Below are 15,167 nucleotides of genomic sequence, written 5' to 3'. Positions count from 1 at the left end.
CGATGAACGACCTTTCCGCCAGCCGTGATGGCGACGCCGAGCGCGTCGCGACCTCCCCACCGATGATCGCGGCCGAGCCCGATGGCGCGCCACGCATCGCGGTGCTCGATATCCTGCGCGGGATCGCGATCCTGGGCATCCTGTTCATGAACATCAACGACATGGGCGGGTCGCTCTACGCGTCGTTCGACGATATCCGGCATTTCGGCTGGACCACACAGGACCAGATCGCCTGGTGGCTGCGCGAGGTGATCGCTAACGGCACCGCGCGCTGCATGCTCGAGATGCTGTTCGGCGCCGGGATGGTGATCCTGACCGACCGCGCCGCGCAGCTGGCGGGGACGCGCGTGGTGATGAAGCGCTATTATGCGCGCAACCTGCTGCTGTTCGCGTTCGGCGTGGTGCACATCCTCATCCTGCTGTGGCCGGGCGACATCCTCCACACCTATGGCCTCGCGGCGCTGATCGCCTTCCTGTTTCGCGGGCTGCGACCCCGCCTGCTTCTGACCATCGGCCTGTCGGCGGCGGCGCTGCAGTTCGCGGGTGGCACCTATGGCTATATGTCCACGGCGCAGACCCAGGCGCAGGTCGCCGCGATCGAAAGCGCGCAGCGCGCCGGGCGACCGGTCACCGCCGCGGACCGCACGCTGCTGACCAAGGTCGCCGAGGGAGCTGCAAGACGCGCTAAAACCAAAGCCGAGGATGCTGCGCGGATCGCCGCCGAGGACAAGGCGCGGACGGGCAGCTTCATGACCTGGGCGGCGTATCAGTGGAGCGTCATCGCCTATCTGCAGAGCCGTGGGCTCGAGCTGGTGTTCGTGTGGGAAGCGGCGGGCGTGATGCTGATCGGCGCGGCGCTGTACAGGCTCGGCATCCTGCAGGGCGGACGATCGCGCGCCTTCTACGTACGGATGACGCTGGTCGCTTACGGGACCGCGATCCCGCTGCGGATGATCGGCGCGGCGGAGCAGATGCGCTTCGACACTGCGCCGAAGACGCTCTGGGCGACCGCGGAGGTCAGCCGGCTGGCGATGACGCTCGGCCATGTCGGCGCCGTCCATCTGCTGGTCGGGACGATCGTCGGCGCGCGGCTGTTGCGCCCCTTCGCCGCCGCCGGCCGGACCGCGCTGTCGCTCTACGTGCTGCAGACGATCATCGGCCTGTGGATCCTGTTCCCGCCCTTTGCGCTCGGGCTGTACGGCCAGTCCGGCTGGGCCGCACTGATGGGAATCGCACTGGTGATCAATATCGGCCTGGTGTGGCTCGCCAATGCCTATCTGCGCGCGTTCAGCATCGCGCCGGTCGAATGGGCGTGGCGGTCGCTGCTCGAGCGGCGCCGGCTGCCGTGGCGCAAAACGCGGATCACCCCCGCGATGCGGACGGCATCCGCCTAGTCATCCTCGTCCTCGAACCCGACCAGCGCCAGCGCGCGCGCCTTGATCTGGCGGGTCATGCACCAGTGGACGAGCGCGTCCTCACGGCCGTGCGTGACCCATACTTCGCGCGGTGCGATCTCGGCGAGCGTGTCGATCAGCTCGTCCCAGTCGGCATGGTCGCTCAGGATCAGCGGCAATTCGACATTCTTCTGCCGCGCGCGCCCGCGGACGCGCATCCAGCCGCTCGCCATCGCGGTGATCGGGTCGGGCAGGCGCCGCGACCAGCGATCGTTGAGCGCGCCGGGCGGGCACATCACGACATGCCCCGCCATGTCGGCCTTCTTGGCGTCCGCAACCGGCAGCAGGGTGCCCAAACGGACGCCGTGATCGGCGTAGAGGTCGCACAGACGCTGGAGCGCACCATGGATGTAGATCGGCGCCTCGTGCCCGCGCGCGCGAAGTTCGGCGATCACGCGCTGCGCCTTGCCGAGCGCATAGGCCCCGACGAGCACGCAGCGGTCGGGATTGGCGTGCAATGCGGCGATCAGCTTGTCGATCTCGTCGCCGGTATCGGGGTGGCGGAAGACCGGCAGGCCAAAGGTCGCCTCGGTGACGAACACGTCGCATTTGACGGGCTCGAACGGCGTGCAGGTCGGATCGCTCCGCCGCTTGTAGTCGCCCGAAACGACGATCCGTTCGCCGCGATAGTCGAGCACGATCTGCGCCGAGCCCAGGACATGGCCGGCGGGGACGAACCCGATATCGACCTCGCCCATGCGGATCGTCTCGCCATAGGCGACCGGATGACCCGATTGCGGACCATAGCGGGCGTCCATGATCGCCAGCGTCTCGGGCGTCGCCCAGACCGCGGCATGGCCGCCGCGCGCATGATCCGCATGGCCGTGCGTGACGAGCGCCCTTTCGCTCGGGATCGACGGATCGATCCACGCGTCGATCGGCTTGACGAGGATGCCGTGCGGGTGCGGTTCGAGCCAGTCGCCGAGTTTTGCCATCACGCTACTACGCCCGAGCCATGGCTGCGGTGCCACGCGCGACGGCGGAGCGACACCGGCGCGGCCGCCTAGCGCCGCCGCCCGACCTTGACCGTCTTCAGGATCGCATCCATCCGCGCCGCGGCGACCGCCTGGGTCGGTGCATTGCGCGGCGGCAGCGATCCCGCCTTGGCCGCATAGGTGATCCGGTCGACCGCGTAGCAGGTGCCGCCGATTACGCTGCGCAGCGTGAGCGCGCGGACCTCTTGGCTCATCCCGGCATCGCCCGTCTCATAGGTCGTCCAGCGCTGGCCGCCGAGCGTGCGGTCGGCGAGGCGGCGGCTGTTCGCCGATGTCAGCCCGTCGGTGGTGCAGCGCGCGATCACCGCCGTGCTCCGGCTGAAGCCGACCTGGATCATCTCGGTCACCTGCCCCTGCCCGTCGGTCGGCTTTGCGACCTGCCAGAACCGGACGATGCCGACGCCCCGCCCGGGCAGCGTGCCGTCCCACATCGTCCGCCAGCCGCTGGTCATCAACGCGCGGCCTGCAAAGTTGCGTGTCGGGGTCAGGGTCGACGGATAGGCGAGGCGAACCGTGCCGCCTGCGCCGACGAACTTCTGCGTCGCCGCCGTCGCATTGGCAAAGGGCAACAGTGCGATCAGGGACAGCGGCGCGAGATGGCGAAGAATCGACAAGGTTGGTCTTTCACAGGCTAAACAGATCGATGGTCCGACAAATTGCCGACCGGGTGAGCGCCGTCCATGGCGTTGCGGCATAGTGCACCCATATGACGACCATGCGTGAACAGGCCGTGAGCGACCTTCCCCCCCAACTTGATGACTGGTTTGCGACACGGGGCTGGCGGCCGCGCCGGCATCAGACCGACATGCTGGCGCAGGGACGCGCCGGGCACCACGCGCTGCTGGTCGCGGCGACGGGGGCGGGCAAGACGCTCGCCGGCTTCCTGCCGACGCTCGCCGAGTTGATCGAGGAGCCGACCAGCGGGCTCCACACGCTCTACGTCTCGCCGCTGAAAGCGCTCGCGGTCGACGTCCAGCGCAACCTGCTGACGCCGATCGAGGAGATGGGCGTCGACATCCGCGTCGAGACGCGCACCGGCGACACGCCGTCGGACCGCAAGGCACGGCAACGCGTGAAACCGCCGCAGATCCTGCTGACGACGCCCGAATCGCTCTCGCTGCTGCTCAGCTATCCTGACAGCATCACGATGTTCGAGGGGATCCGCACGATCGTGATCGACGAGGTCCATGCGTTTGCGACCGGCAAGCGCGGCGACCTGCTCTCGCTGTGCATGGCGCGGTTGCAGACAATCTCGCCGGGGATGCGGCGCGTCGCGCTGTCGGCGACGGTCGCGGATGCCGACGGCTATCGCGCGTGGCTCGCCCCCGACGGCGATATCGACCAGGTCGCGATGGTGCAGGGCGAGGCGGGCGCGGATCCGGACATCGCGATCCTGCTGCCCGAGGGGCGCATTCCGTGGTCGGGCCATTCGGGCCGCTATGCCGCCGAGCAGGTGATGGCGGAGATCGAGAAACATGCGACGACGATCGTGTTCTGCAACACGCGCAGCCTCGCCGAGCTGATCTTCCAGGATCTGTGGAAGGTGAACGCCAATACGCTGCCGATCGGCGTCCATCACGGCAGCCTCGCGCGCGAGGCACGACGCAAGGTCGAGGGCGCGATGGCGGAGGGCAAGCTGCGCGCGCTGGTCGCGACCGCGAGCCTCGACCTGGGCGTTGACTGGGGCAATGTCGACTGCGTGATCCAGATGGGCGCACCCAAGGGTTCGTCGCGGCTGCTCCAGCGGATCGGCCGCGCCAATCACCGGCTCGACGAGGCGAGCAAGGCGATCCTCGTCCCCGGCAACCGGTTCGAATATCTCGAGGCACGCGCCGCGCTCGACGCGGTCGAGGCGGGCGAGCTCGATCCCGACCTGTTCCGCGTCGGCGCGCTCGACGTGCTGGCGCAGCATGTCATGGCCTGCGCCTGCGCCGCGCCGTTCCGCGAGGAGGACCTGCTCGACGAGGTCCGCTCGGCCCTCCCTTATTCCGCGCTGCCGGCCGAGACCTTCTCGCGCGTGCTCGGCTTCATCAGCGACGGCGGCTATGCGCTCAAGGCCTATGACCGGTTCAAGCGGCTGACGCAGGATGCGGACGGCACATGGCGGATCAGCCATCCCAAGTGCATCGGCCAGCACCGGCTGAACGCCGGGATCATCGTCGAGGCGACGATGCTCAACGTCCGGTTCGGCAATGGCCGCGCGCTCGGCCGCGTCGAGGAAGGCTTCGCGGCGCAGCTCAGCCCCGGCGACACCTTCTTCTTCGCCGGCCTCAGCCTTGAGGTCATCAAGATGGACACCGAGGACCTCGTCGTCCGCGCGACGTCCAAGCCGGCGCGGATCCCGACCTATGGCGGCAGCCGGATGCCGCTGTCGACCAACCTCGCCGACCGCGTCCGCGGGTTCCTGGCGCATCCCGGCGAATGGGCGCGCTTCCCCGACGACGTGCGCGAATGGCTTGAATATCAACGGTTGCGCTCGGTCCTGCCCGAACCCGGTCAGCTGCTCGTCGAGACCTTCCCGCGCGAGGGGCGGCATTACATGGTCGCCTACAGCTTCGAGGGGTGGAACGCGCACCAGTCGCTGGGCATGCTGATCACCCGGCGGATGGAGACGCAGGGGCTCAAACCGCTCGGCTTCGTCGCGAACGACTATGCGCTGGCGGTGTACGGGATCGACAAGATCACCGACCCGGCCTCGCTGTTCTCCGCCGATATTCTCGAACATGAGTTCGTCGACTGGGTGCAGCAATCGCATCTGCTCAAACGCGCGTTTCGCGAGGTCGCGGTGATCGGCGGGCTGGTCGAGCGGCAGCATCCCGGCAAGCGCAAGACCGGGCGTCAGGTCACCTTCTCGACCGACCTGATCTATGACGTGCTGCGCAAATACGAGCCGACGCATCTGCTGCTCGAGGCCGCCTGGGCGGATGCGCGGGCGCGGATGACCGATGTCGGGCGACTGGCCGGGCTGCTCGACCGTGCGGCGGAAACGATGCTGCATGTCGATCTCGAGCGCGTGACGCCGCTCGCGGTGCCGATCCTGACGCTGATCGGGCGTGAGAAGGTCGCTACCAACACGTCCGACGACGCCCTGCTGATCGAGGCGGAGGCGCTGGCGGCCGAGGCGATGCGGATCGACTGAACGGACCCGAGACGAACCAGGGACGAACGACTTGTCGTCCGTCGGTTTCGGGCGCAGCATCGGGTCATGCGCAGGTGGTCAGGCCCGGTGTTGCTCATCATTGCTGCCCCGGCTGCGGCCCAGCAGTCTGCCCCCGACCCTATCCCGCAAGCCGCCGCCCCGCCCGCTTATGCTGCACCGGTCGATGATGCAGCATCTGCAGCAAACACGGTGATGCTGTTCGGGCAGGACGAGAGCCGGATGACGGTGCCCGTGTCGATCGCGGGCACCAGTCCGCAGAAGTTCGTCGTCGATACCGGCGCGCAACGCACCGTGATCTCACGCGAGCTTGCGGCGGTGTTGCGGCTTGCGCCCGGCCGGATCGTCCGCGTCACGGGCATGACCGGATCGGACAGCGTCGCGACCGTGATCATCCCGGCGCTGCGGGTCGGCACGATCGACAGCCCGGCAATCGAAGCGCCCGCAATCGCCGCGCAGAATCTGGGCGCGCTGGGGCTGCTGGGGATCGACACGCTGCAGGGACGTGCGGTGGGGATCGATTTCGACACCCGCACGATGACCGTGACGCCCGCGCGCCGGCGCAACCGCCGCGAGCGGACCGAGCGGGGCGAGATCGTCGTCCGGGCACGCAGCCTGTTCGGCCAGCTCGTCGTCACCGACGCCTATTGCAATGGCGTCCGGATCCGCGTGATCATCGATACCGGGTCATCGGTCAGCATGGGCAATGCCGCGTTGCGCCGCAAGCTGTTGCGCAAGCCGGTCCGGTCGCAATCGATCGCGCTGACCGGTGTTACCGGACAGACGGTGATGGCGGACTATTCGACGATCGATCGCGTCATGATCGGCAGCCTGACGATCACCAGCCTGCCGATCGCGCTGACGGCCGTCGACGCCCCGCCCTTTCGCCAGTTCGGGCTGGCGGAACGGCCCGCGATCCTGCTCGGCATGGATGCGCTGACGCTGTTCCGCCGCGTCGACATCGACTTTGCCAATCGCGAGGTGCGGCTTGCCCTGCCGCGCAATGTTACGCCGCGTTGAGGTTGCGTGATCGATCATTCGCTGCAACGCTGCTGCAATAAACGATCAAGGGGACGACGATGCGCGCAGTAAGCAGGGTCATGGCGGGAGTGATGCTGACGGCCAGTGTCGTCAGCATGCCCGGTACGGGATTTGCGCAAAGCCGCCCCGACCAGAAGGCGTTTTTCGGACTCTACAAGGAGCTGGTCGAGACCAACACGACGCTGTCCTCGGGCAGCTGCACCCAGGCCGCCGCGCAGATCGGCGCACGGCTGAAAAGCGCGGGCTATGCCGATGCCGACATCACCTATTTCTCGGTTCCCGAGCATCCCAAGGATGGCGGGCTGGTCGCGGTGCTGAAGGGGTCGGACGCATCGATCAAGCCGATGCTGCTGCTCGGGCATCTCGACGTCGTCGAGGCCAAGCGCGAGGACTGGGTGCGCGATCCGTTCACGCTGATCGAGGAGGGCGGCTATTATTACGCGCGCGGCACCGTCGACGACAAGGCGCAGGCGGCGATCTGGTCCGACGCGATGATCCGCTTCAAGACGTCGGCCTACACGCCGAAGCGGACGATCAAGCTCGCGCTGACCTGTGGCGAGGAGACGACCTTCGCGTGGAACGGCGCGCAATATCTGGCCGCGAGCAAGCCGGACCTGATCGCCGCCGAATTCGCGTTGAACGAGGGCGGCGGCGGGCGGCTCGACGATACTGGCAAGCGCCAGCTGCTGGCGATCCAGGTCGGTGAGAAGGCTGCGCAGAATTACACTTTCACCGCAACCAACCCCGGCGGGCACAGCTCCCAGCCGACGCCCGACAATGCGATCTACGAACTCGCTGACGCGGTGAAGGCGGTGCAGGGCCATGAATTCCCCGTGACCTTCACCGACACGACGCGCGCCTTCTTCGCCGCAAGTGCAAAAGCGATGCCGGGCACGATGGGCGACGCGATCACGCGGCTGCTCGCCAATCCGCAGGACAAGGCGGCCGACGCGATCGTCAGCCGCGACAAGGCGATGCATTCGACGCTGCGCACAACCTGTGTCGCGACGTTGCTGAGTGCGGGCCATGCCGAAAACGCGCTGCCGCAGCGCGCGACCGCGAATGTGAACTGCCGGATCTTTCCCGGCGAGACGGTCGACGGCACGCTCGCCAAGCTGAAGTCGCTCGCCGGTACCAAGGTGAGCGTGACCGCGAACCAGCCAGTCCGGCCGACCGCGATCCCGCCGACGCTCGATCCCAAGATCATGGGCCCGGTGACCAAGGTCGCGGCCAAGCACTTCCCCGGCCTGCCGATCCTGCCGCTGATGTCGACCGGCGCGACCGACGGCATCTTCTTCGAGGCGATCGGCATTCCGGTCTACGGCGCGCCGGGCGTGTTCATCGACAAGGACATGGGCGGGATCCACGGCCTGAACGAACGGATCCGGATCGCGTCGCTCTATGACGGCCGCGACTATCTGTACGATCTGGTCAAGGCGTTCGCGGGATGACGCTGAACCCCTCTCCCCTTGGGGGAGAGGGAGGGAGGAGCCGCGCGCGACGGAAGGGTGAGGGGTATTGGGTCGGGGTCCCTAGCCACACGCCCCTCACCCTTCCCACCCGGCTTCGCCGTGCGGGCCCCTTCCCTCTCCCCCTAGGGGAGAGGGAGTCTAGACCGTCACCTGCTCGCCGAGTTCGAGCACCTTGCCGGGCGGGATCCGCAGGAAATCGGTCGGATCGCTCGCGTTGCGCTGCAGGAACATGAAGATCCGGTCCTGCCAGGGCGGCATGCCCTTTTCCGCGTCGGGCTTGAGCGTGTTGCGGCCGATGAAGAACGACGTCCGCATCGGGTCGAGGCCGAGCTGCTCGGTCTTCGCGCCGACACCAAGATCGCGCGGCACGTCGGGGGATTCCATGAAGCCGTAGGTCAGCACGACGATCGAGAAATTGTCATCGACCCGCTCGACCTTGGCGCGGCCTGCCTGATCGACGAACGGGCGATCCGCGGTGCGGATGCTGACGATCAGGTTGCGCTCGTGCAGAACCTTGTTGTGCTTCAAATTGTGAAGCAGCGCGCCGGGCGTGGCGTGCGGATTGGCGGTGAGAAACACCGCGGTCCCCGACACGCGCTCGGGCGGGCGCTTCTCGAGCGCGGCGGCGAGATCGCTGAGCGGGATGCTCTGCCGCTTCTCGAACGCGCTGACGATCTTCTTGCCGCGCACCCAGGTGAAGATGATCAGCCCGATCGACGCCGCGATCACCAGTGGCACCCAGCCGCCCTCGATCACGCGCAGGATGTTCGCGCCGAAGAAGATCAGGTCGAGCGTCAGGAACGGCAGGATCGCGGCGAGCGCCAGCGGCCGCGACCAGTTCCAGCGGTGACGCACGACGATATAGGCGAGCAGCGTGGTGACGACCATCGTGCCGGTCACGGCGATACCATACGCCGCGGCCATCGCCGACGAGGTCTTGAACTGGATCACCAGCACCAGCACGCCGATCAGCAACAGCCAGTTGATCGCGGGCAGGTAGATCTGCCCGGCGAACACCGCCGATGTCTGGCGGATGCGCAGCCGCGGCAGCAGGCCGAGCTGGATCGCCTGCTGCGTCAGGCTGAACGCGCCGGTGATCACCGCCTGGCTGGCGATGACCGTCGCGAAGCCCGCGAGGATGATCAGCGCGGGGCGCAGCGATTCGGGTGCCATCAGGAAGAACCAGTCCTGATTGACGAACGGGACGCCCCGACGCGCGGCATCCTCGAGCTGCGACAGCGCGAACGCGCCCTGCCCGAGATAGTTGAGCGCGAGCGCCGGAAAGACCAGGAAGAACCAGCCGATCCGGATCGGCATCTTGCCGAAATGGCCCATGTCCGCGGTCAGCGCTTCCGCTCCGGTGACGGTCAGGAACACCGCGCCGAGCACGAACAGCCCGGTGACGCCGTGGGTCGCGAGAAACGCGACGCCGTAGGTCGGCGAGAAGACGCGGACGATCGAGGGCTCGTCGGCAATATGCCACACGCCCAGCGCACCGATCGCGACGAACCAGACGATGCAGACCGGACCGAACAGCTTCGAGACATGCGCGGTGCCACGCGACTGGATCACGAACAGGACGATGAGAATGGCGATCGTCAACGCGCGCACCACGCCTTCGTTGAAGATGTGCGCCGCGCTGGGGATCGTGCGCAGCCCTTCCATCGCCGAGAGGACGGACAGGGCCGGCGTGATGATCGCATCGCCGTAGAACAGCGACGCGCCGGCGGCCCCCAGCACGATCGCGATCTTCGACCGCACCCCCAGCGCCCGCCTTGCGAGCGCTGCGAGTGCAAGCACGCCGCCCTCGCCCTGATTGTCCGCGCGCATCAGGAAGATGACGTATTTCACGGTGACGACGAGGAACAGCGACCACAGCGCCAGGCTGAGCACGCCGAGAATCTCGCTCGGATCGATCCCGCCCGCAGCGCTCTGGCCAAGCGCTTCGCGGAAGGCATAGAGCGGGCTGGTGCCGATATCGCCGAACACCACGCCGATCGCCCCCACGGTCAGCGCGGCGAGCGCCGGATGCGGGTGAAGATGCGCCGCCGACAGATCGGTGGACGTTTCAGCGGGCTGGGGTGTTCCGGCGACGGACGACATGGCGCGAAAAGCGCTCCTCCTGATGGGACGGCGCGCTTTACGCCGATTGCAGCCATGCGCAAGTGTTCGACGCTGCGCCGCACAATCGCTTGATTCGAACGTCGACCGACGGCATGGCCACCTGATGGTTCCCTTTTCGTTCGGCGGACACACGCTTTCGGCGCTGGCGGCAGGTGCGGTTTACTGGCCCGCGCGACACGCCTTGCTGGTCGCCGACCTGCATTTCGAGAAGGCGAGCTGGTTCGCCAGCCGTGGCCAGATGCTGCCACCTTATGATTCGATCGCGACCTTGACCGAACTCGCCGCCGTGCTCGACGCGACCCGCGCGACCGAGATCTGGTGTCTCGGCGACAGTTTCCACGACAGCGACGGCTGCGACCGGCTGCCGCAGCGCGCGCAGGACATGTTGCGCGCCATGACGCAGAAGACCCACTGGACCTGGATTACCGGCAATCATGACCCGATGATCCTCGACCGGTGCGGTGGCACAGTCGTCGACGAGGCCTGTGTCGATGGCCTGGTGCTGCGCCACGAGGCCGATCCGCGCGAGACCCGGCCCGAACTCTCGGGCCATTTCCATCCCAAATTGCGCCTTCGGCTGCGCGGCAAGCAGGTCGCGCGGCGGTGTTTCGTCGCGACCGAGACCAAGCTGATCCTGCCCGCCTTCGGATCGCTGACGGGCGGGCTGGACGTCGACCATCCCGAGATCATCCGCGCCGTGGGCAATGGTGCGCAGGCGCTGTTGCCGGTCGCGGACCGGATGCTGCGCTTTCCGGTCGCCCCTCAGCGACCGGACACGCGGATCGCCGTCTCCGCCTGAGCCGCTCAGCCGGCGTTAGCTGGCGATCGTCGGGAAGGCCTTGCGGAACGCCGCGAGCTTCGGCTTGTCCCAGGCGACGATGTAGGGATGCGTCGGATTCCGGTCGAAAAAGTCCTGGTGATAGGCTTCGGCAGGATAGAATCTGCCGGTTTCGAGCGTCGTGACGATCGGCCGCGCGAACGCCCGCGTCTGACCGAGTTGTGAGATATAGGCGCGTGCGACCTGCGCCTGCTGCGGGGACTGCGGGAAGATCGCGGAGCGATAGCTGGTGCCGCTGTCGGGGCCCTGCCGGTTCAGCTGCGTCGGATCATGCGCGATCGAAAAATAGACGCGCAGCAGCGTGGCATAGCTCACGACGCGGGGATCATAGCTGATCCGCACCGCCTCGGCATGCCGCGTGGTTTCGCTCGACACCTGCTCGTAATTCGCGGTCGCCTTCGTCCCGCCGGCATAGCCTGCGGTCACGCCCTTGACGCCGCGGACATGCTCGAACACCGCCTCGAGGCCCCAGAAACAGCCGCCCGCCAGCACCGCGGTCTGCAGGCCGCCCGTCCGCGGGACGTCGACGGTCGCGGCCGGGATGATGACCGCGCGCTCTGCCTGCGCAGAACCGGTGGCGATGACCGCACCGGCTAGTCCGACGGCGGCGAGCGTTGCGAAAAGGGGCGTGTGCATGTTGATCATGTGGGGCGTCTCGATGACGTTTCCAGCCCCGGCGCGGAATGCCTTTCGGCGACCGATCACCGGGATCCAGCAGGCTCAGCGCTGGGCGGGAGCGGCGTGCACGGGCGCGCCATACACCGGCTGCGTTGCCTCGGCGGGCTGGAACGCAAGGAGACCCAGCGCACCCAGAACAAAACCGCCAGTAAACTGCCAGAGAAAGCTCGACTTGATAAGATTGCGCATCATGCGCTCCTGTTGAAATCAGACTTGGCGTGATCCCGGTGGATCACGTCAGCTACGACCCAGCATGTCGTGGGGATGCCGCGTCTTCACAATGCCGTTTTATGAAACGGTCGATTAACGCGATGTGGCCAATCCGTTCATCCGCCAGCAGGGTTGCTGGCGGATGTCCGGGCATGTCCGCGATGTTGCCGGGCGTGCCGGATCAGCGCAGCGCGGCGCAGGCGGTCTGGATCCGCGTGCAAGCCTCGCGCAGCAGCGTGTCCGACGTGGCATAGCTGATCCGGAACGCGGGGCTGAGGCCGAATGCCGCGCCCTGCACGACCGCGACCTTGGCATCGTCGAGAAGATAGCCGACCATCGCCTCGTCGGTGTCGATCAGCCGACCGTTCGGCGTCGACTTGCCGATCAGCGCGGCGAACGACGGATAGACATAGAACGCACCCTCGGGCGTCGGGCATTCCATGCCGTCGATTTCGTTCAGCATCGACACGACCAGATCGCGGCGGCCCTGGAAGGCGGTGTTGCGCTCGGCGAGGAACGACTGGTCGCCGTTCAGTGCGGCGACCGCGGCGGCCTGCGCGATCGAGCACGGGTTCGAGGTCGACTGCGACTGGAGCTTGGCCATCGCCTTGATCAGCCAGCTTGCGCCGCCCGCATAGCCGATCCGCCAGCCGGTCATCGCATAGGCCTTCGAACAGCCATTGACGGTCAGCGTGCGCTCGAACAGCTCGGGGCACGCCTCGGCGATCGTCGCGAACCTGAAGCCGTCATAGACGATATGCTCGTACATATCGTCGGCGAAGATCCAGACATGCGGGTGCTTCGCGAGCACCGCGCCCAGAGCCTTCAGCTCGTCGATCGTGTAGCCGGCGCCGGTCGGGTTCGACGGCGAGTTGAGGATCACCCACTTGGTCTTGGGCGTGATCGCCGCGTCGAGCGCCTCGGGTGCGAGCTTATAGCCGACCTCGGGGCCGGCCTTGACGATCACCGGTACGCCGCCGGCGAACTGCACGACGTCGGGATAGCTGACCCAATAGGGTGCGGGGATCACGACCTCGTCACCCGGATCGATCGTCGCGACCATCGCGTTGAACAGGGTGTGCTTGCCGCCCACGTTCACGCTGATCTGGTCGGTCGCATAGGTCAGGCCGTTGTCGCGCGCGAACTTGGCGGCGATCGCCTGCTTCAGCTCGATCGTACCGTCGACATTGGTGTATTTCGTCTTGCCGTCGCGAATCGCCTGGATCGCGGCCTCCTTGACGAAATCGGGCGTGTCGAAATCAGGCTCGCCCGCCCCCAGCCCGATCACGTCGACGCCGGCGCGCTTCAGTTCGAGCACACGCGACGTGATCGCGAGGGTCGGCGAAGGGCTGATGCGGCCAAGGGCGGCGGATGCGTGCATGGTGAAACCTCTGCGGTTGACCGCAGCGGCGCCTGCGGAATTCGCGCGGGCTATACGCCGCGATCGCCTGATTTCGCAACCGCAACAACGGCCGGAACGAGCCCACGTACTGCATTTCCCATACGGAACCCGTTGGCGAGGTCGGCGCGCGTCAACCGTCCCTCGACCGCCTGGCCGCTGGCGAGCAGATCGGCGCGCAGCACGCCGGGGATCAGCGCGCCTACAGGCGGGGTCACCAGCACCCCGTCGCGCGGCACGAACAGCGAGGTGAAGCTGCCCTCCGTCAGGAAGCCGTCGGGCCCCTCGAATACCACTTCGGTGGTGCCCGCGGCACGCCGCGCGTCGTCGTAAAAGGCGCGGTCGCTGGTCTTGTGGCGCAGCCGGATATCGGCGGGCGCGACGGGCAGCGGGACGATCGCGACCGTCATCTGCGCGGGCGTGACCGGCATCGGACCGACCTGGATCGCGACCGCGCCCGATGCCGCGACGACCAGCCGGATCCGCCGCGGACCGCGCAACCGGAAGGTCGCCGCCTGCAGCTCGTTCCGAACGGCGTGACGATCGAAGCTGAACCCCAGCGCCGCCGCGCTCGCGGTCAGCCGGGCGAGATGCAGTTCGAGCCGCATCACCCCGTGTTCGGGATCGAACGCCATCGTCTCGATCAGGTCCAGCTTGCGCTGTCCGGCGGTGACGAAGGCCGCCTTGTCCGCGCATTCCTGCCATTCCTGGTCGGCGACGCTGTCCGCGACGATCCCCGAGCCGAGTCCCATCACCGCGTCACCGTCGCGCACCGTCAGCGTGCGGATCGCGACGTTCAGCGCGGCGTCACCACCCGGATCGAACCGGCCGATCGCACCGGTATAGAGGCCGCGGGGGCGGGCCTGCTCGACCTCTGCGATGACCTCCATCGCGCGCTGCTTGGGTGCGCCGGTGATCGAGCCGCAGGGGAACAGCGCGGCGAGCGCATCGATCGCATCGCGACCTGGGGTCAGCCGCGCTGCCACCGTCGAGGTCATCTGGTGGACGGTCGGATAGGTCTCCACCGTGAACAGGTCGGGGACCGAGACACCCTGCGCGACCTGCGACAGATCGTTGCGCATCAGGTCGACGATCATCAGATTTTCCGCGCGCTGCTTCGGATCGGCGGCCAGCTCCTGGGCAAGGCGGCGGTCGACATCGGGCGTGGCGCCGCGCGGCGCGGTGCCCTTCATCGGCCGACAGGTCAGCCGATCGCCCTCGAGCGTGAAGAACAGTTCGGGCGACAGCGACAGACAGGTCTCGTCGCCCGTGTCGATCAGCGCGCCATAGCCGGCGCGCGCCTGGTGTCTGAGGCGGGCATAGAGCGCGCGGGGATCGCCGATGAACGGCACGGTCGCGGCAAAGGTCAGATTGGCCTGATAGATGTCGCCCGCCGCGATCAGCGCGAGCAGCCGTGCGATTCGCGCATCATAGGCCTCGCGGTCGATCTGCGGCTGCGGCGGCCCGACCCAGATTCCGGCAGGATCGGGCAACAGCGCGGGCAGCGCCGCCGCGGGGATCGTTTCGTAGCGCTCGAACAGGCCGAACCACAGCAACGGGCCGTCCGGCGGGCCGGCCTCGACCGCACGCGACGCGAACGTCATCCCCGCCTCATAGGCCAGCATCCCCGCGGCGTGCAGCCCCTCGGCCAGTCCGCGGCGGATCTCGGCAAGTGCCGGTTGCACGGCATCGGGGGTGTCCGCGCGAACGACCCGGACAGGCCGATCGTACAGGCGCGCGGGGGCCCCCGCCTCCCGGGCATCATCAAGCAGCACGAAGGGCGCAGTCCACATCGTGCC

12 protein-coding genes are annotated in these 15,167 nt (G+C 67.5%); 5 read left to right on the top strand and 7 right to left on the bottom strand.

Translation table 11 applies throughout. The annotated features are described in order from the left end of the window. The first annotated feature begins 2 nt into the window (after window positions 1-2). Window positions 3-1,394: a DUF418 domain-containing protein gene (locus IFT54_RS02115; RefSeq protein WP_244648470.1), complete on the top strand. Its 1,392-nt coding sequence runs from the start codon at window positions 3-5 to the stop codon at window positions 1,392-1,394. On the opposite strand, the gene IFT54_RS02110 is transcribed toward IFT54_RS02115, so the two are convergent. Further along, window positions 1,391-2,389, bottom strand: coding sequence for a ligase-associated DNA damage response exonuclease (locus IFT54_RS02110; protein ID WP_192069686.1), 999 nt, complete (start codon window positions 2,387-2,389; stop codon window positions 1,391-1,393). The genes IFT54_RS02115 and IFT54_RS02110 overlap by 4 nt on opposite strands. Before the next feature lie 68 nt (window positions 2,390-2,457). Further along, window positions 2,458-3,063 (bottom strand): hypothetical protein, encoded by a 606-nt coding sequence (locus IFT54_RS02105; RefSeq protein ID WP_192069429.1) that lies wholly within the window; start codon window positions 3,061-3,063, stop codon window positions 2,458-2,460. 92 nt (window positions 3,064-3,155) lie between these two features. Here IFT54_RS02105 and IFT54_RS02100 point away from each other — a divergent pair, with 92 nt between their 5' ends. The 3 genes from IFT54_RS02100 (at window position 3,156) to IFT54_RS02090 (ending at window position 8,098) form a co-directional block, all read left to right on the top strand. After that, entirely contained in the window at window positions 3,156-5,588 is a 2,433-nt protein-coding gene (locus IFT54_RS02100) for a ligase-associated DNA damage response DEXH box helicase (RefSeq protein ID WP_244648468.1), read from the top strand. A gap of 66 nt (window positions 5,589-5,654) precedes the next feature. Further along, window positions 5,655-6,626, top strand: a complete 972-nt coding sequence (locus IFT54_RS02095; RefSeq protein WP_192069428.1) for an aspartyl protease family protein — start codon at window positions 5,655-5,657, stop codon at window positions 6,624-6,626. A 92-nt stretch (window positions 6,627-6,718) separates the two neighbouring features. Then, complete coding sequence (locus tag IFT54_RS02090) at window positions 6,719-8,098, top strand: M20/M25/M40 family metallo-hydrolase (RefSeq protein ID WP_244648466.1); 1,380 nt, start codon at window positions 6,719-6,721, stop codon at window positions 8,096-8,098. A gap of 159 nt (window positions 8,099-8,257) precedes the next feature. Here IFT54_RS02090 and IFT54_RS02085 read toward each other — a convergent pair whose 3' ends face one another. After that, window positions 8,258-10,222 carry a potassium transporter Kup gene (locus IFT54_RS02085; protein WP_042466152.1) on the bottom strand — a complete coding sequence of 655 codons (1,965 nt, stop codon included), beginning with the start codon at window positions 10,220-10,222 and terminating at the stop codon, window positions 8,258-8,260. Window positions 10,223-10,346: 124 nt separating this feature from the next. Here IFT54_RS02085 and pdeM point away from each other — a divergent pair, with 124 nt between their 5' ends. Next, window positions 10,347-11,042 carry a ligase-associated DNA damage response endonuclease PdeM gene (gene pdeM, locus IFT54_RS02080; protein ID WP_192069426.1) on the top strand — a complete coding sequence of 232 codons (696 nt, stop codon included), beginning with the start codon at window positions 10,347-10,349 and terminating at the stop codon, window positions 11,040-11,042. A gap of 15 nt (window positions 11,043-11,057) precedes the next feature. Here pdeM and msrA read toward each other — a convergent pair whose 3' ends face one another. The 4 genes from msrA to pabB form a co-directional block, all read right to left on the bottom strand. Next, window positions 11,058-11,717, bottom strand: a complete 660-nt coding sequence (gene msrA / locus IFT54_RS02075; RefSeq protein WP_192069425.1) for a peptide-methionine (S)-S-oxide reductase MsrA — start codon at window positions 11,715-11,717, stop codon at window positions 11,058-11,060. Window positions 11,718-11,801: 84 nt separating this feature from the next. Next, window positions 11,802-11,951, bottom strand: coding sequence for a hypothetical protein (locus tag IFT54_RS02070; RefSeq protein WP_192069724.1), 150 nt, complete (start codon window positions 11,949-11,951; stop codon window positions 11,802-11,804). A gap of 199 nt (window positions 11,952-12,150) precedes the next feature. Next, entirely contained in the window at window positions 12,151-13,350 is a 1,200-nt protein-coding gene (locus IFT54_RS02065) for a pyridoxal phosphate-dependent aminotransferase (protein ID WP_037529965.1), read from the bottom strand. Between the two features lie 50 nt (window positions 13,351-13,400). Beyond that, window positions 13,401-15,161 carry an aminodeoxychorismate synthase component I gene (gene pabB, locus IFT54_RS02060; protein WP_192069424.1) on the bottom strand — a complete coding sequence of 587 codons (1,761 nt, stop codon included), beginning with the start codon at window positions 15,159-15,161 and terminating at the stop codon, window positions 13,401-13,403. Between the last annotated feature and the right edge of the window lie 6 nt (window positions 15,162-15,167).

This window comes from Sphingomonas sp. CFBP 13714 (assembly GCF_014842205.1).
Lineage (GTDB): Bacteria > Pseudomonadota > Alphaproteobacteria > Sphingomonadales > Sphingomonadaceae > Sphingomonas > Sphingomonas aerolata.
Note: the sequence above shows the minus strand (reverse complement) of the source record. Positions and strands in the feature narration are given on the sequence as shown.